Raw genomic sequence first — 16923 nt, 5'->3', positions numbered from 1 at the left:
CGGATGAAAGGCCGTTTGCTGGATGCCATACCGTTAAGTACGCTTGCCGGAGTGGGCGCCAGCCAGAGCGGTAAACTAGCCAAAATTGGCTTGTATACCATTCAGGATCTTCTTCTCCACCTTCCGCTTCGCTACGAAGACCGCACCCATCTCTACCCTATTAACGACCTTATACCGAGTGTTTACGCCACGGTAGAAGGCGAAGTGCTGAACTGTAATATCAGTTTTGGCCGCCGCCGTATGATGACCTGCCAGATTTCTGACGGTACCGGCATCCTGACGATGCGGTTTTTCAACTTCAACGCCGCAATGAAAAACAGCCTCGCGAACGGTAAACGCGTGCTTGCCTATGGTGAAGCGAAACGCGGCACGCACGGCGCGGAAATGATTCACCCGGAATACCGTATTCAGGGCGACCTCAGCACACCAGAATTGCAGGAAACGCTGACGCCGGTTTACCCCACGACGGAAGGTATCCGCCAGGCGACACTGCGCAAACTCACCGACCAGGCTCTGGAATTGCTGGATACCTGCGCCATTGCAGAATTGCTCCCGGCTGATTTGAGCAAGGGAATGATGAGCCTGCCAGAAGCGTTGCGCACTCTGCATCGCCCGCCACCAACCATGCAGTTAGCCGATCTGGAAACCGGGAAGCACCCGGCTCAACAGCGCTTAATCCTCGAAGAATTACTGGCTCATAACCTGAGCATGCTCGCGTTACGTGCGGGTGCCCAGCGTTATCATGCGTTGCCGTTGCATAACCATGACGAGTTAAAAAACCGCCTGTTAGCAGCACTGCCGTTTAAACCAACCCAGGCGCAAGAACGGGTCGTGGCAGAAATCGAACACGACTTAGCGCTCGATGTACCAATGATGCGCCTGGTGCAAGGTGATGTGGGATCGGGCAAAACGCTGGTTGCTGCACTCGCCGCACTGCGTGCGATTGCGCATGGCAAACAAGTCGGTCTGATGGCACCAACAGAATTGCTCGCCGAGCAGCACGCCAATAACTTCCGCCAGTGGTTTGCGCCGCTGGGAATTGAAGTGGGCTGGCTTGCAGGAAAGCAGAAAGGCAAAGCCCGTATCGCTCAGCAAGACGCAATCGCCAGCGGCCAGGTGTCGATGGTGGTGGGAACGCACGCGATCTTCCAGGAACAGGTGCAGTTCTCGCAGCTCGCGTTAGTCATCATTGATGAACAACATCGCTTTGGCGTCCATCAACGTCTGGCGCTGTGGGAAAAGGGCCAGATTCAGGGATTCCATCCGCATCAACTTATCATGACTGCCACCCCAATTCCGCGCACGCTGGCAATGACGGCCTATGCCGATCTGGATACGTCCACTATCGACGAGCTGCCACCAGGCCGTACGCCAGTTACCACTGTGGCGATTCTTGATACACGCCGCAACGATATTATCGAACGGGTACGAGAAGCGTGTAGCAATGAAGGTCGCCAGGCGTACTGGGTCTGTACACTGATAGAAGAGTCTGAATTGCTGGAAGCCCAGGCCGCAGAAGTCACATGGGATGAGTTAAAAGCTGCTCTGCCGAATCTGAACGTTGGCCTGGTTCATGGCCGCATGAAGCCTCAAGAAAAGCAGGCCGTGATGCAGGCTTTCAAAGAGGGCTCGATTCATCTGTTGATCGCCACAACCGTCATTGAAGTGGGTGTGGATGTGCCGAATGCCAGCCTGATGATTATTGAAAACCCGGAACGTCTCGGTCTTGCGCAACTCCACCAGCTTCGTGGCCGTGTTGGCCGTGGTGCCGTCGCATCCCACTGCGTGTTGCTTTATAAATCGCCGCTATCAAAAACGGCGCAGCTGCGATTGCAGGTGTTGCGCGATAGCAACGATGGCTTTGTGATTGCACAAAAGGATTTAGAAATTCGTGGGCCAGGAGAATTACTCGGCACGCGTCAGACGGGGAATGCCGAGTTTAAAGTAGCTGATTTGCTGCGCGATCAGGCGATGATTCCAGAAGTACAGCGCCTTGCGCGCCATATCCATGAACGCTATCCCGAGCAGGCAACCGCGCTCATTGAACGCTGGATGCCTGAAACGGAACGCTATTCAAATGCCTGATGCTTAGCCAAAGATTGGCAGCATCAGATACATCTTAATCACCAACGCATTGACGATATCAATAAAGAACGCGCCAACCATTGGCACCACCAGGAACGCCATGTGTGACGGGCCAAAGCGCTCAGTAATCGCCTGCATGTTAGCGATTGCTGTAGGCGTTGCGCCCAGGCCAAAACCACAATGCCCCGCAGCGAGAACCGCCGCATCGTAGTTTTTGCCCATCAAACGATACGTCACGAAGATGGCATACAGTGCCATAAAGATGGTCTGCACCGTCAGAATCGCCAGCATAGGCAACGCCAGAGAAGCCAACTCCCACAACTTAAGACTCATCAGCGCCATAGCAAGGAACAGCGACAAACTGACATTCCCGAGCACGGAAACTGCACGTTCAAATACCCGATAGAAGCCGAGCAGTGAGAGTGTGTTGCTGAGGATAACCCCAACAAATAACACGCAAACAAACGTCGGTAATTCAAAGCTCGTGCCTTGAATGAGTTGGCCCGCAAACTTACCCACGGTAAGGCAGATAGCAATCATCGCAATGGTTTCAATCATCACCATTGAGGTGATCATGCGTCCGACAGCCGGTTTTTCAAAAGCGGTGGGATCAATGCTATCTTCAGGTGTGCCATTTGGCGTGGATGAGTGTTTGACCAGATAACGCGCCACCGGCCCGCCAATCAAACCGCCCAACACTAAACCAAACGTTGCGCAAGCCATCGCAACTTCAGTGGCGTTCTGGAAGCCATAGCGCTCGGTAAACAGCTTACTCCAGGCCGCTCCCGTACCATGCCCGCCTGATAACGTAATAGAACCTGCCAGTAATCCCATTAATGGATCAAGACCCAACAGGCTCGCCATACCGATACCGATGGCGTTTTGCATCACCAGCAAACCAACAACCACAACCAGGAAAATACCGACAACTTTGCCGCCCGCACGTAGGCTGGAAAGGTTGGCGTTAAGGCCGATGGTGGCGAAGAAGGCGAGCATCAAAGGGTCTTTGAGGCTCATATCAAATTCAAATTCCCAGCCGACGCTCTTTTTGAGCACCAACAAGGCCAGAGCGATTAAGAGTCCACCCGCTACCGGTTCAGGGATAGTGTATTTTTTTAACAGCGGTATGGTATGGACCATTTTACGGCCCAGTAACAACACGAGAGTTGCGGCAACAAGCGTAGAAAGTGTGTCGAGATAAAACATAGAAGTGCTCCTGTTTGCGCATATTTCTCACAGACGCTTTTAATTATCCTTCACTGGAATTTCAGGGTTTAGAAAAGTCAGCAGCTGGATTTTAACCAAAAAACAGCTGAAAGTTATATAAAAAGGTCGTTATATACACTTTTTATCTTATGAAACTTCGGTAGCAAACGTTTGCTTTTACCATTCAGTCCGCTAAAATCACCGTTTTTTCTCCTGGGGATAATTTCCGATGTCTGTTAATGCTGTTGAGTCAGACGATGCGCAACCGATTGCCAAGACTCATTCCAGTGAATTGATCTACCGCCTCGAGGATCGCCCTCCTCTTCCACAAACACTTTTTGCTGCTGGCCAGCACTTATTAGCGATGTTTGTAGCGGTTATCACGCCTGCGATGTTGATTTGCCAGGCGCTGGGACTTCCGGCTGAAGATACCCAACACATTATCAGCATGTCTTTGTTCGCCTCAGGCGTAGCATCGATTATCCAGATTAAAGCCTGGGGCCCGGTTGGTTCTGGGCTTCTGTCTATTCAAGGCACCAGTTTTAACTTTGTTTCACCGTTGATTATGGGCGGCATGGCATTGAAAAATGGCGGTGCCGATGTCCCGACCATGATGGCCGCACTCTTCGGCACGTTGATGCTGGCAAGCTGCACAGAGATGCTGTTGTCGCGCTTTCTGCATCTGGCTCGTCGCATTATTACGCCACTGGTTTCTGGTGTAGTGGTGATGATTATCGGCCTGTCGCTGATTCAGGTTGGCTTGACATCCATTGGCGGTGGCTACGGCGCGATGAGCGACCACACCTTTGGCGCGCCGAAAAATCTGCTGCTGGCGGGCGCCGTGCTGCTGGTCATTATTTTGCTTAACCGTCAGCGAAACCCTTACTTACGCGTGGCGTCACTGGTTATCGCGATGGCTGTAGGTTATGCGTTGGCCTGGGCGATGGGCATGCTGCCTAACGTCGCGCCATCAACCAATACAGACCTGATCATGGTGCCAACCCCGCTCTACTACGGCCTGGGCATTGACTGGAATCTGCTTATCCCGCTGATGCTGGTGTTTATGGTGACGTCCCTGGAAACCATCGGCGATATTACGGCAACGTCTGACGTTTCCGAACAGCCGGTTTCTGGCCCGCTGTATATGAAGCGCCTGAAAGGTGGCGTGCTGGCGAACGGCCTGAACTCCTGCGTTTCCGCCGTGTTCAACACCTTCCCTAACTCTTGCTTCGGCCAGAACAACGGCGTGATTCAGCTTACTGGTGTTGCCAGCCGCTATGTCGGTTTTGTCGTTGCGCTGATGCTGATTGTGCTGGGCCTGTTCCCGGCAGTAAGCGGATTCGTACAACACATTCCCGAGCCAGTTCTGGGTGGCGCAACTATCGTGATGTTCGGCACCATCGCCGCATCCGGCGTGCGTATTGTCTCTCGTGAACCCCTGAACCGCCGCGCAATTATGATTATTGCGCTGTCCCTGGCGGTCGGTATGGGTGTGTCTCAGCAACCGCTGATTTTGCAGTTTGCGCCTGACTGGTTGAAGACATTGCTCTCTTCAGGTATTGCTGCCGGTGGTATCACCGCTATCGTTTTGAACCTGATTTTCCCGCCTGAAAAAAATTGATGTATCTCACGCGCTGGTGATTTGTTCTCATCAGCGCGTGTTACCCCTCCTGACAATCCCATCCTTGAGCTATAACGGTAAATGGGGCATAAAACCCTTTACCGAAACTTCATGGGACGGAAGACAATGAAATTTCTCGGAAAGCTAATCATTGCGATATTGGTTATCGTACTTGTACTGCTTCTTGCTGCTTATCTTTTACTGCAAACCCGTTGGGGCGCCGCCCAGGTTAGCAGTTGGGTTAATGAGAAGAGTGATTACAATTTCTCTTTTGAAGAGATGGATCATCGCTGGGCATCACCCACGCACGTCACTCTGACGAATGTCACCTTCGGGCGCAAAGGCCAACCGGCGACGCTGGTCGCAAAGAATATTGATATTGGGCTTAGCTCACGTCAGTTCTCAGAGCCTATGCACGTCGACAATATTCTGTTGCAAAACGGAACGTTAAACATCAGCCCTGACGCCGCCCCGCTGCCATTCCAGGCCGACATGCTGCAATTAAGTGATATGGCCCTCAACAGCCCAAAAACCGAATGGGATTTACATGCCCAACGCGTCAACGGGGGTGTAAAGCCCTGGCAACCGACGAAAGGTAAAGTGCTGGGAAGTACCGCAGATATTCAGTTTAGTGCCGGGTCCATGACGCTCAACGGTGTCCCAGCGACCAACGTGTTATTGCAGGGTGCGATTAATAACGAGCAGGTGACGCTTTCCACTATTGGGGCCGATATGGCTCGCGGCTCGCTTACAGGTAACGCCAATCGCCTTGCTGACGGTTCATGGCAAATTAGTAGCCTGCGTTTGAACGATATTCGTCTGCAAACTGAAAAATCAATTACCGATTTCCTGGCCCCGCTTACCACGGTTCCTTCGCTGAAAATTGATAACCTGGAAGTCACCGACGCGCGACTGGAAGGGAAGGATTGGGCAGTAACCGATTTAGATCTGAGTTTGCGCAACCTGACGCTGGCAAACGGCGGATGGCAAAGTGATGACGGCCGGCTGTCAATGAACGCCAGTGATTTCATTATTGGCGCATTACATTTGAACGACCCCATCGTCAACGTCGATTTTAATCAGCAAACCGCTTCGCTACGCCAGTTCACTTCCCGCTGGGAAAGAGGCATGGTTCGCGCTTCAGGCGAGTGGCAACGCAACGAGAAAAAACTCGCGCTCGACGAGCTGGTTTTTGCAGGACTGGAATATACGCTGCCCGCCGACTGGAAAGCGCTTTGGATGGAGCCTTTACCGGAATGGCTAAACTCAGTATCAATTAAAAAACTCACGGCGAACAGAAACCTGGTTATTGATATCGATCCTGCCTTCCCGTTCCAGCTCACGGCGCTGGACGGCACGGCGAACAATATCGAACTGGTACGTAACCACCAGTGGGGTGTGTGGAGCGGAAACTTAACCCTTAATGCAGCAGCCGCCACGTTTAACCGTGTGGATGTTCGCAGGCCGTCTATTTCATTGAATGCAACTGACAGCCAAATCACGATTACGGAATTAAGTGCTTTTGCGGGAGACGGCATGCTGGAAGCGACGGGTGCTATTTCGCAGGCTCCGCAACGCAATGCGGCAATGAATCTTCGCGGGCGCGCGGTACCCGTAAATGTGTTGCAGCAATGGGGATGGCCAGCGGTGCCGCTTGAGGGCAACGGTAATTTGCAGCTTTCAGTGACCGGTAACCTTGCAGCTCAAACACCACTGAAACCCACGGTGAACGGGACATTACAGGCCACCAGCGCCGACGGAAAACAAGTACAGCAAACAATGCAGAATGGGGAAGTACCCGGCGCGTAAGCGCCGGGCAGTTATCCTACAACTATTCTTCTTCGTTACCGCCCTCTTCAAGCGGGCCAAAAGGTTTAGCTGGCAGCACCAGATACACCCCTTCAAAAACAGCACCTTGCGTATCATCGCCAAAAAGCTCAACTTGCAACGCGACGCGAGCTTTACGGCCACGCGCCAGGCGGTCGAGATCGCCACTCAACGAGCCTAAGTCAGCAATAGCTCCAGGCCTTCCGGTGATCGGGCTGCTATATCGGATATGCGCATCGGCAAGAATAATCGTGCCGCCAAGATGACGCTCGCGCAGCATCAGCCAGATCAGCCCCCAACCGGTCAGTGTAGCGAGCGAAAACAGGCTACCGGCGAATAAGGTTTGATGGGGATTTTGATTACCCGCTTCGGGCATGGTGGTAATAAATTTCTGCCCGGTGTATTGCAGGATGCGCACGCCCATTTTTTCACTTAATGGGATGTGTTCATACCAGGCCTGCTGTAACTGAGCGCACCAGTCTGCACGATGGAGAATGTCGTCCAGCGAAGCGACGGGTTTTATCATCAAATAGTGGCGAATCGGCGTGGTCGAAGGCGTGGTGATTTCGCCCTGATTCTCAAATCCCAATTTGGCAAAGAACTCGACGGCATCTTCACGTGCGCTACACACCACACGTTTCACACCTTCCTGGCGCGCGACAGACTCTAGTGTCATCGCCACCAGCGTGCCCAGCCCCTTATCTTGTACCGAGGGGTGAACCGCCATAAAACGGATAGCCGCTTCGTTATCAGCGTTGATATACAAGCGACCAATGGCGACTGGATTGCCTTCTTCATCCACCACCATCTGGTGATGGGCCATGGCATCCCACGCATCGCGTTCGGAGCCTTTAGGTTGATGCAGCGGCTTACGCAGCATCTCCCAGCGAAACTGGTAATAGAGCTCAAGCTCTTCTTCGGTTTGCGGTACGCGAAGGTGATACATACATGTACTCTCTCTTGTTACGCGGGACCGTGTAAGTTGCGAATTCAGACCTGTAACCAAAACGTCACCGGGCCATCGTTAGTCAGGCTGACTTTCATGTCGGCGGCGAAGCGCCCTGTTTCGGCCACAATGCCCTGCTGGCGGCAACGTTGAACAAAGTATTCATATAGTTCTTCGGCTAGTTGCGGTGCTGCTCCGCCAGAAAAGCTCGGGCGCATACCGCGTTCGGTATCCGCGGCGAGGGTAAACTGCGACACCACCAGCACACTGCCACCCGCTTGCTGAACATTCAGATTCATCTTGTCATTTTCATCGCCAAAAATACGATAACCCAAAACCCGCTCGCAAAGACGATTCGCTTTTTGTTCGTTATCTTCTTTTTCGACACCCAATAACACTAAAAGTCCTGGGCCAATTTCACCCGTTACTTCACCCGCCACGGTGACGCTGGCATGGGTGACGCGCTGAATTAATGCGATCATGGTTCTTCCAATTCTTCCTGCTGAGCTTCTATGCGAAGTCTTCGGTAATCGCCGAGAGTGACAGTAATTTCGGCGCCGAGCAACACGATACACCAGGTCCAGTAGACCCAGACGAATAAAATGGGGATCACGGCTAACACGCCGTAAATCAATTGGTAAGAGGGAAACATGGTGATGTAGAGGGCAAAGCCCTTCTTCCCAAGCTCAAACAAAAGAGCCGCAACCAGCGAGCCAACCAATGCGTCGCGCACCGGAACACGGGTAGTAGGGACGATGCTGTACAACATCCAGAATGACAGCCAGGATAGCAGCAACGGGAAAACACGTAACACGATATCAATCGTGCTGTTAAACCCCGTCACCCATCGCAGTGAGAGCAGATACGAACTAATCGCCAGGCTCGCGCCCGCCAGCAATGGCCCAAGCGTTAAAATCATCCAGTAGACGGCAAACGAATAGATTTTTGGCCGCGTACGCGTACTGCGCCAGATGGTATTGAGCGCGCTATCAACGGCATACATCAACAGCAAAGCAGTGACGATAAGCCCACAGGCACCCACCGCGGTCATCTTGTTGGAGTTAGCAACAAACTGTTCGATATAGCGCTGGATGATATCGCCTGTGGCAGGCAGAAAATTTGAGAAAACAAAATGCCGGAGCTGAACACTGACGTCGGCGAACATCGGAAAAGCCGCAAACAGCGCAAACACCACCGCAACCAAAGGCACCAGTGAGAGTAATGACACGTAAGCAAGATTCCCCGCAAGCGTGGTCATATTGTCCTGGTCGATGCGATGCCAGAGCAACTTACCCCAGGCGATACATGGCCTGAGGCGGTTACTCGTTTTGCGATGAACGTCTTTTATCATAGGTTTTTTGCAAAATATCCTGGCACCGTATCTTTTCCGGTCACCAAAATACTGGTGATACCCAACTGCTGAGCTCCCTTTACATTATCGGCGTTGTCATCAAAAAAGACCGCCTCATTCGCAGAAAAACCTTCTGTTTCGAGAAGTTTTTGGTAGATCTCGACGTCCGGTTTGCGCATCCCCATTTCCTGAGACAGATAGATTTTATCCGCCGCCTCGGCGATTTGCGGGTATTCACCAGGCCAGAAATAAGTGTGTAAACGGTTGGTGTTAGAGAGCACCACGACACGATGCCCCTGTTCACGAAGTTTGTTCATGACGGCGATAACTTCCGGACGCAAGCCAACAAAAATTGCCTGCCAGCCAGCAGAGAACTGATCAAAACTTAGCGCCATACCCATTTCGTCACATACCGCTGCGGCGAATTCTTCGTCGGTAATCTGCCCACGTTCGTGGCGCTTGAAAGCATCCCCCATCACAAAACTTTTTTGCAAATTAGCCAGTGGCACCCTGCTGTAATCGCTCCAGACCCCCATCACGCGGTTGAAGTCAATATCAACAATGACGTTACCTAAATCAAAGATATACAGCATAAGCCTCTCCTTTGCGCATGGACAAATAACTGTAGCGGTAATAGAAGAAGGTGGATAGTGCGTGTTACAACAACAGCTCAACGAATGCGAGCCAGATCGTTAATCAGTGAAACGTGACCGCAAGATAAACCCGCTATAAAGCCAGTACCTGATATTTTGCGGTTACGTCGCCAGGTTTTAACCTTCGCGACGCTTACTCGGTTAGTTGGGCTATTCCTGCCCCCCCAACTCAGAAACCACCAGCTCAACATGCTCATTTTCCAGCAATGTTTTAAATGAAGCCGTTGGGATTTGGTCGGTAAATAACGCAGTGACTTGTTTCACATTGCCAATTTCTACCGCAGCTGACGCATGGAATTTAGTCGAGTCTGCCGCCACCAAAACATGTCGTGAATGCTTCATCATCGCTTTCACCACGCTGACTTCGTTCACATCAAAATCCAGCAACGCACCATCTGGCTCAATCGCGCCCACGCTGGTTATCAGGTAGTCCGCACGAAAACCTTCCACAAAGGTGGTCGCCGCTGGCCCGACAATACCGCCATTATGCGGACGCAAAGTACCGCCCGGCACCATCACTTCAAAACGCGGATTTTTATACAAGACATGTGCCACGCGCAGACTATTAGTAATGATGCGCAGCCGATCATGGTTCATTAATGCCCGCGCAATATGTTCAACCGTAGTACCAATGGTGATGAACACCGTCGAACCATCTGGGATGTAGTCAGCAATCGCTTCAGCGATGGCCATTTTCTCACTCGTCAGCGACACTTCACGTTGTTCGAATGCCACGTTAACAACACTTGATGCGCGCCCTGCGCCACCGTGATGACGAGTAATCAGCCCCTGTTCGCTCAACTTACGAATGTCACGGCGCACAGTTTGAGTGGATACATCCAGCAATTGCGCCAGCTCGTCGATATTCATATAGCCGCGTTCGGCAATCAGTTGTAATAACAGGTCATGGCGCGGATTGCCGGTTAACTCGGTGATGCTCATGCACATTCTCCTAAAGTGACCGCCTCGATTTGTATTTTATACAAAAAGTGACATGAAAGAGTCAGTTTGATCACAGTCGGGAATTCCTGCCCGCCCGCCAGGACGGGTGCATTTCAGTGCCGCAACCGCGTTGGCAAAGCGTATCGATTCATATATCTCAATGCGTTGTGCTAATTTTACTGCTAACGCGCCGTGGAATACGTCTCCGGCTCCGGTCGTGTCCACCACTTCAACCCGATACCCAGCATGATGGCGCAACTCATTATTTTCTAACCAATAACAGCCAGATTTCCCCTGGGTGACATAAACATGTCCATTTGTGATCGCTTGTGCGCGTTTTAGTGCCAATAGTAGGTCACCTTCACCACTCAGGCGTTGCAGGCCCGGCGCAGAAAACGCCGCGTGATCCGCCAACGCTACCAGCTCAGAGATATCTTGCGGGGTAATATCAGCATCCAGAACCGTTGTGACTCCCGCAGACCGCGCCAAAGTGAATGCTGTTTTCGCTCCCTGATGCCAGCGCACATCTGCTAACACCACGTCGTAAGCCGTGAAATCAATCTCATGCAGCCCGCTTGCGTCTTCCGGCAGTTCAGGGCTTGGGTAATTCACGATAATCCGCTCGCCTTGTTCATCTACCAGAATCGCTGATTGCGATGAGTTGGCATTTTTACAGCTCCGCGAAAATGCCGTGTTTACCCCCCAATTCTCCAGTTCATCTAACAGAGCTTTCCCCGTTGCGTCATCGCCCACGCGCCCGATGAAATCGACATGCGCCCCGAGCCTTGCCGCAGCCACTGCCGCTGTTGCTGCTGGACCACCGCCTATTTCACGATAATGCTGCGCCACATATTTCCCACCGCATTCAGGTAATTGGTTCAGGTAATAGAGCCGGTCTTGTACCGCAATTCCCACGCACGCTATTCGAATCACATCGCTTTCCTTTCGCTGTTTTTGACTTCGACAGCGCATAAATCAACCGCCGATCACATGAGTCTTATTGTAATTCCATCAATTGTTAAAAAAGTGATCGCTGTCAATTTTTTAACCATAAATTACAAATACGATCAAAAACAGACAAAGATAATGACAACAGCCAACAAAAAATGACATTCACCCAGGAGGATACATGAGCAGTGTCGCTTTTATAGGTTTAGGGCAGATGGGTGCGCCAATGGCGCGCAATTTTCTCAAACAGGGGCATCGGTTAGCGGTGTTCGATTTAAACGCCGAGGCCGTGGACGCACTGGTTCAGGTTGGTGCCACCGCCAGTAAAAATGCCGCCGAGGCCGCGCAAGATGCCGAATTCGTAATAACCATGCTGCCAAACGGCGACCTGGTTCGTGAAACGCTATTAGGCGAGAACGGTGTGAGTCAGACGTTGTGTAAATCAGCATTAATCATTGATATGTCTACGATTCACCCACTGCAAACCGACCACCTGATTGCCGATTTAGCCAGCCGTGGTTTCAGCATGATGGATGTACCCGTGGGTCGCACTTCCGATCACGCCATCGCCGGAACGCTTTTGCTACTGGCTGGCGGCACACCACAACAAGTCGAACGCGCCAGACCGCTGCTGATGGCGATGGGTTCCGAGCTTATCGAAGCTGGCGGGCCAGGCATGGGTATCCGCGTGAAGCTCATCAACAACTACATGAGCATCGCCTTGAATGCACTTTCCGCGGAAGCCGCCGTACTTTGCGAGGCCCTCGGTCTTTCCTTCGAAGTGGCGATGCAAGTCATGAGCGGAACACCTGCGGGTAAAGGTCATTTCACCACTTCCTGGCCGAACAAAGTGCTGAAAGGCGACCTGACTCCCGCCTTCATGATTGACCTCGCCCATAAAGATTTGGGTATCGCGCTAGATGTCGCCAACCAGCTGCATGTGCCGATGCCGTTGGGCGCGGCCTCCCGCGAAGTTTACAACCAGGCTCGCGCCGCCGGACGTGGCCGCCAGGACTGGAGCGCAATTTTAGAGCAGGTACGTAACAGTGCCGGGATTAATCACAAAAATTAGTTATTTCATAAGGATAGAGAATGAATCACTACACACTTAAAGATATTACCCGGCCGAGCGGCGGTTTCGCCATGTTGGCAGTCGATCAACGCGAAGCGATGCGTCTGATGTTTGCCGCTGCTGGCAGTCAATCACCGGTTGCCGACCAGGTTTTAACGGATTTCAAAGTTAACGCCGCCAAAATTTTATCTCCTTATGCCTCAGCAATTCTCGTCGACCAGCAATTTTGCTACCGCCAGGTGGTTGAGCAAAACGCGCTGGCGCAAAGCTGCGCGATGATTGTTGCAGCCGATGAGTTTATCCCTGGTAACGGCATTCCCGTCGATAGCGTGGTGATTGATAAATCAGTCGATCCGCAAGCCGTTAAACGTAACGGCGGCAAAGCGTTAAAACTGCTGGTGTTGTGGCGTAGCGATGAAGATGCGCAGCAACGCCTTGAAATGGTGAAGGACTTTAACCAGTTGTGCCATGCCAACGGCCTACTGAGCATCATTGAGCCTGTTGTTCGCCCACCGCGCCGTGGCGATAAGTTCGACCGCGAACAAGCGATTATCGACGCCGCCAGGGAGCTAGGCGACAGCGGTTCCGATCTCTATAAAGTGGAAATGCCACTGTCAGGAAAAGGCTCACGCCCTGAACTCCTCAAAGCTTCTCAACGCCTCAATGAACAAATCAACATGCCGTGGGTGATCCTTTCTTCAGGCATCGATGAAAAGCTTTTCCCACGAGCAGTGAGTGTTGCCATGACTGCTGGCGCATCAGGGTTTTTAGCCGGTCGCGCCGTCTGGTCATCGGTTGTAGGTTTACCGGATACCGAAATGATGCTGCGTGATATTTCATTACCGAAACTGCAGCGCCTGGGCGAAATCGTCGACGAAATGATGGCTCGCCGTTAACCGAGGGAATGTGACGATGAAATGGTTTAACACACTGAGCCACAACCGCTGGCTCGAGCAAGAAACTGACCGCATTTTCGATTTTGGCCGCAAATCTGTGGTGCCAACGGGATTTGGTTGGCTCGGTAATACCGGTCTGGTGAAAACGGACATGGGTACACATTTGTGGGTCACCGCTCGTATGTTGCACGTTTACGCCATCGCTGCGTCAATGGGCCGTCCTGGCGCTTATCAACTGGTTGAGCATGGCATCAACGCGCTCAATGGTGCGCTGCGCGATAAGCAATACGGCGGCTGGTATGCCTGCGTGAATGACGAAGGTGTGATTGATGCCTCGAAGCAGGGTTATCAGCATTTCTTTGTGTTGCTAGGCGCGGCAAGTGCGGTAACCACTGGCCACCCTCAGGCACGCAAACTGCTGGATGACGCCATCGACGTCATCGAAAAGTACTTCTGGAGCGAACAGGAACAAATGTGCCTGGAGTCGTGGGACGAATCGTTCAGCAAGACGGAAGAATACCGTGGCGGCAATGCCAACATGCACGCAGTAGAAGCGTTTTTAATTGTTTACGACGTCACACATGACCGCAAATGGCTCGACCGTGCGCAAAGAATTGCCTCGGTGATTATTCATGATGTGGCTCGCAGCGGCGAATATCGCGTCAATGAACATTTCGACGCCGACTGGAACCCAATCCGCGATTACAACAAAGACAATCCTGCTCACCGCTTCCGTGCCTACGGCGGCACGCCAGGCCACTGGATTGAGTGGGGCCGCCTGATGCTGCATCTTCACGCCGCACTTGAAGCTCGTTTTGAAACACCTCCAGCCTGGTTGCTAGAAGACGCCAAAGGCTTGTTCAACGCGACCATCCGCGATGCCTGGGCACCCGACGGTGCAGAAGGTTTCGTTTATTCCGTGGGTTGGGATGGTGAGCCAATTGTTCGTGAACGTGTGCGCTGGCCAATCGTTGAAGCCATGGGAACGGCATATGCGCTATTCACCGTAACCGGAGATGCACAGTACGAAACCTGGTATCAGAAATGGTGGGATTACTGCATTAAGTACCTGATGGATTACGAGAACGGTTCGTGGTGGCAGGAGCTGGACACCAACAATGAAGTGACCACCAGGGTCTGGGATGGCAAGCAGGATATTTACCATCTATTGCATTGCCTGGTGATCCCAAGACTGCCGCTAGCACCGGGTTTAGCGCCCGCCGTGGCCGCTGGTTTGTTGGATTGCAACGCCAAATAAACCACAACACGTACCCTACATTTACGGAGTTAATAATGGCCTTATCACAACAAAATTTAGAAAGCCTTGAACTCACCACGTTGAATGATGGCTTTGCCCTGAGCTGGCAGAATCGCCTGATTTTGCGGCACACCGCGCAAACGCCTTGCTTATGGGTGGGCGCGGGTGAAGCCGATATTGATATGTTCCGTGGCAATTTCAGCATCAAGGACAAGCTGGATGAAAAGATTGCCCTGATTGAAGCCGCCGTCATCCCACAAGATGCGGGCTGGAATGTCCGCTTCACACGCGGCGATACCGTGAATGCCACGCTGCATATCGGCATCGATGCCGAAGGCCGCCTTGAGCTGAAACTCAAAAACGACAGCGCCAGCCATAACCGCATTTGGCTGCGCCTTGCCGCAAAACCAGAAGACCATATTTATGGTTGTGGCGAGCAGTTCTCTTACTTCGATTTGCGTGGCAAGCCGTTCCCGTTGTGGACCAGCGAGCAAGGTGTCGGGCGCAATAAACAGACTTATGTGACCTGGCAGGCCGACTGCAAAGAAAACGCAGGCGGCGATTATTACTGGACGTTTTTCCCACAGCCGACGTTCGTCAGCACACAGAAGTATTACTGCCACGTTGAAAACAGCTGCTACATGAATTTCGATTTCAGCGCGCCAGACTTCCATGAACTGGCAATTTGGCAAGACCAGGCGGTGCTGCGCTTTGAATGTGCCGACAACTACATTCAGTTGCTGGAAAAACTCACCGGTTTATTAGGCCGCCAGCCAGAAATGCCGGACTGGATTTATGACGGTGTGACGCTCGGCGTGCAAGGTGGCAACGAGGTTTGCCAGCAAAAACTCGATGTAATGCGCAAAGGCGGCGTCAAAGTTAACGGTATCTGGGCGCAGGACTGGTCGGGTATTCGCATGACGTCGTTTGGCAAACGCGTGATGTGGAACTGGCGCTGGAACGGCGATTTGTACCCTGAGCTGAATACGCGCATCAAACAATGGCAGGCCGAAGGCGTGCGTTTTCTTACCTACATCAACCCTTATGTGGCAAGCGATCGCGACCAGTGCGAAGAAGCATCGAAGCTCGGCTATCTGACCAAAACTCATGACGGAAAGGATTACCACGTCGAGTTCGGCGAGTTTTACGCGGGCGTTATCGACTTAACCAATCCCGAAGCCTACGACTGGTACAAAGAACTCATCAAACGCAACCTGATCGAGCTTGGTTTTGGCGGTTGGATGGCAGATTTTGGCGAATATTTACCAACCGATACCGTGCTGCATAACGGCGTTAGCGCTGAAGTCATGCATAACGCGTGGCCTGCGCTGTGGGCGAAGTGTAATTACGAAGCGCTTGAAGAAACCGGCAAGCTGGGCGAGGTGCTGTTCTTTATGCGTGCGGGTTATACCGGCAGCCAGAAATACTCGACGATGATGTGGGCTGGTGATCAGAACGTGGACTGGAGCCTGGACGATGGTCTGGCGTCAGTGATCCCGGCGGCGTTGTCGTTGGCTATGACCGGACACGGTCTGCATCATAGCGATATCGGAGGTTACACCACGCTGTTCGATATGAAGCGCAGTAAAGAGTTGCTGATGCGCTGGTGCGAATTTAGCGCCTTCACGCCGATGATGCGCACACATGAAGGTAACCGTCCGGGCGATAATGTGCAATTCGACAACGATAGCGACATCATCGCGCAATTTGCCCGCATGACGACGGTATTCACGACGCTTAAGCCGTATATCAAACACGCCGTAGCGCTTAATTCTCAAAGCGGCTTACCCGTGATGCGCCCGTTATTCCTCCATTACGAAGACGACCCGCAAACCTACATCCTGAAATATCAGTATCTGTTTGGCCGCGATTTGCTGGTCGCACCGGTTCATCAGCCTGGTAGTAGCGAATGGACGCTGTATTTGCCACAGGATAACTGGGTCAACCTATGGACGGGCGAACCGTACACCGGTGGCGGTGAAATTACCGTTGCTGCGCCAATCGGCCAACCTCCAGTGTTTTACCGGGCCACCAGCGAATGGGCTGAGCTGTTTACCTCGTTGCGTCATATCTGATAGCCGTGGCGGCGAGTTCAAATCTCGCCGCCACAAGGAGAAT

The 16923-nt window shown here is 52.3% G+C and carries 14 protein-coding genes; 7 read left to right on the top strand and 7 right to left on the bottom strand.

Annotated features, from left to right (window positions below; translation table 11 throughout):
* Positions 1-3 precede the first annotated feature (3 nt).
* Positions 4-2085, top strand: coding sequence for an ATP-dependent DNA helicase RecG (gene recG, locus GBAG_RS20770; protein ID WP_034499976.1), 2082 nt, complete (start codon positions 4-6; stop codon positions 2083-2085).
* A gap of 3 nt (positions 2086-2088) precedes the next feature.
* On the opposite strand, the gene gltS is transcribed toward recG, so the two are convergent.
* Positions 2089-3291 (bottom strand): sodium/glutamate symporter, encoded by a 1203-nt coding sequence (gene gltS, locus GBAG_RS20765; protein WP_034499974.1) that lies wholly within the window; start codon positions 3289-3291, stop codon positions 2089-2091.
* A gap of 229 nt (positions 3292-3520) precedes the next feature.
* On the opposite strand from gltS, the gene GBAG_RS20760 reads away from it, so the two are divergent.
* Entirely contained in the window at positions 3521-4912 is a 1392-nt protein-coding gene (locus tag GBAG_RS20760) for a nucleobase:cation symporter-2 family protein (RefSeq protein WP_034499973.1), read from the top strand.
* 126 nt (positions 4913-5038) lie between these two features.
* A complete protein-coding gene (locus tag GBAG_RS20755; protein ID WP_034499971.1) occupies positions 5039-6721 on the top strand; it encodes an AsmA family protein in 1683 nt (560 codons plus the stop codon).
* A 22-nt stretch (positions 6722-6743) separates the two neighbouring features.
* Here GBAG_RS20755 and fabY read toward each other — a convergent pair whose 3' ends face one another.
* The 6 genes from fabY to GBAG_RS20725 form a co-directional block, all read right to left on the bottom strand.
* Positions 6744-7685, bottom strand: a complete 942-nt coding sequence (fabY, locus tag GBAG_RS20750) for a fatty acid biosynthesis protein FabY (protein ID WP_034499970.1) — start codon at positions 7683-7685, stop codon at positions 6744-6746.
* 44 nt (positions 7686-7729) lie between these two features.
* The gene (gene dtd / locus GBAG_RS20745; protein WP_034499967.1) at positions 7730-8167 is read right to left on the bottom strand and encodes a D-aminoacyl-tRNA deacylase; all 438 of its coding nucleotides are present in this window, start codon (positions 8165-8167) and stop codon (positions 7730-7732) included.
* On the bottom strand, positions 8164-9036 hold the full coding sequence (locus GBAG_RS20740) for a virulence factor BrkB family protein (RefSeq protein ID WP_034499965.1): 873 nt from the start codon (positions 9034-9036) through the stop codon (positions 8164-8166). The genes dtd and GBAG_RS20740 overlap by 4 nt, the downstream gene beginning before the upstream one ends.
* Positions 9033-9629, bottom strand: a complete 597-nt coding sequence (gene yihX / locus GBAG_RS20735) for a glucose-1-phosphatase (protein ID WP_034499963.1) — start codon at positions 9627-9629, stop codon at positions 9033-9035. Before yihX ends, GBAG_RS20740 begins: the two co-directional genes overlap by 4 nt.
* Before the next feature lie 210 nt (positions 9630-9839).
* Positions 9840-10631: a DeoR/GlpR family DNA-binding transcription regulator gene (locus GBAG_RS20730; protein WP_034499961.1), complete on the bottom strand. Its 792-nt coding sequence runs from the start codon at positions 10629-10631 to the stop codon at positions 9840-9842.
* Between the two features lie 36 nt (positions 10632-10667).
* Positions 10668-11564, bottom strand: a complete 897-nt coding sequence (locus GBAG_RS20725; RefSeq protein ID WP_034499957.1) for a sugar kinase — start codon at positions 11562-11564, stop codon at positions 10668-10670.
* A 196-nt stretch (positions 11565-11760) separates the two neighbouring features.
* On the opposite strand from GBAG_RS20725, the gene yihU reads away from it, so the two are divergent.
* The 4 genes from yihU to GBAG_RS20705 are packed head-to-tail and all read left to right on the top strand — an operon-like array spanning position 11761 to position 16880.
* Entirely contained in the window at positions 11761-12651 is an 891-nt protein-coding gene (gene yihU / locus GBAG_RS20720) for a sulfolactaldehyde 3-reductase (protein WP_034499955.1), read from the top strand.
* 20 nt (positions 12652-12671) lie between these two features.
* Positions 12672-13547, top strand: coding sequence for a sulfofructosephosphate aldolase (gene yihT, locus GBAG_RS20715; protein ID WP_034499953.1), 876 nt, complete (start codon positions 12672-12674; stop codon positions 13545-13547).
* A 16-nt stretch (positions 13548-13563) separates the two neighbouring features.
* Positions 13564-14805 carry a sulfoquinovose isomerase gene (yihS, locus tag GBAG_RS20710; RefSeq protein WP_034499951.1) on the top strand — a complete coding sequence of 414 codons (1242 nt, stop codon included), beginning with the start codon at positions 13564-13566 and terminating at the stop codon, positions 14803-14805.
* A 35-nt stretch (positions 14806-14840) separates the two neighbouring features.
* Positions 14841-16880, top strand: a complete 2040-nt coding sequence (locus GBAG_RS20705; protein ID WP_034499949.1) for an alpha-glucosidase — start codon at positions 14841-14843, stop codon at positions 16878-16880.
* Positions 16881-16923: the final 43 nt, after the last annotated feature.

Source organism: Buttiauxella agrestis ATCC 33320 (assembly GCF_000735355.1).
Taxonomy (GTDB): Bacteria; Pseudomonadota; Gammaproteobacteria; order Enterobacterales; family Enterobacteriaceae; genus Buttiauxella; species Buttiauxella agrestis.
Note: the sequence above shows the minus strand (reverse complement) of the source record. Positions and strands in the feature narration are given on the sequence as shown.

Coding starts and splice junctions, on each gene's coding strand:
- gltS (WP_034499974.1), bottom strand. CDS start 3,291: ATGTTTTATCTCGACACACTTTCTACGCTTGTTGCCGCAACTCTCGTG.
- yihX (WP_034499963.1), bottom strand. CDS start 9,629: ATGCTGTATATCTTTGATTTAGGTAACGTCATTGTTGATATTGACTTC.
- GBAG_RS20730 (WP_034499961.1), bottom strand. CDS start 10,631: ATGAGCATCACCGAGTTAACCGGCAATCCGCGCCATGACCTGTTATTA.
- yihU (WP_034499955.1), top strand. CDS start 11,761: ATGAGCAGTGTCGCTTTTATAGGTTTAGGGCAGATGGGTGCGCCAATG.
- recG (WP_034499976.1), top strand. CDS start 4: ATGAAAGGCCGTTTGCTGGATGCCATACCGTTAAGTACGCTTGCCGGA.
- GBAG_RS20705 (WP_034499949.1), top strand. CDS start 14,841: ATGGCCTTATCACAACAAAATTTAGAAAGCCTTGAACTCACCACGTTG.
- GBAG_RS20755 (WP_034499971.1), top strand. CDS start 5,039: ATGAAATTTCTCGGAAAGCTAATCATTGCGATATTGGTTATCGTACTT.
- yihT (WP_034499953.1), top strand. CDS start 12,672: ATGAATCACTACACACTTAAAGATATTACCCGGCCGAGCGGCGGTTTC.
- GBAG_RS20740 (WP_034499965.1), bottom strand. CDS start 9,036: ATGATAAAAGACGTTCATCGCAAAACGAGTAACCGCCTCAGGCCATGT.
- dtd (WP_034499967.1), bottom strand. CDS start 8,167: ATGATCGCATTAATTCAGCGCGTCACCCATGCCAGCGTCACCGTGGCG.
- fabY (WP_034499970.1), bottom strand. CDS start 7,685: ATGTATCACCTTCGCGTACCGCAAACCGAAGAAGAGCTTGAGCTCTAT.
- GBAG_RS20760 (WP_034499973.1), top strand. CDS start 3,521: ATGTCTGTTAATGCTGTTGAGTCAGACGATGCGCAACCGATTGCCAAG.
- yihS (WP_034499951.1), top strand. CDS start 13,564: ATGAAATGGTTTAACACACTGAGCCACAACCGCTGGCTCGAGCAAGAA.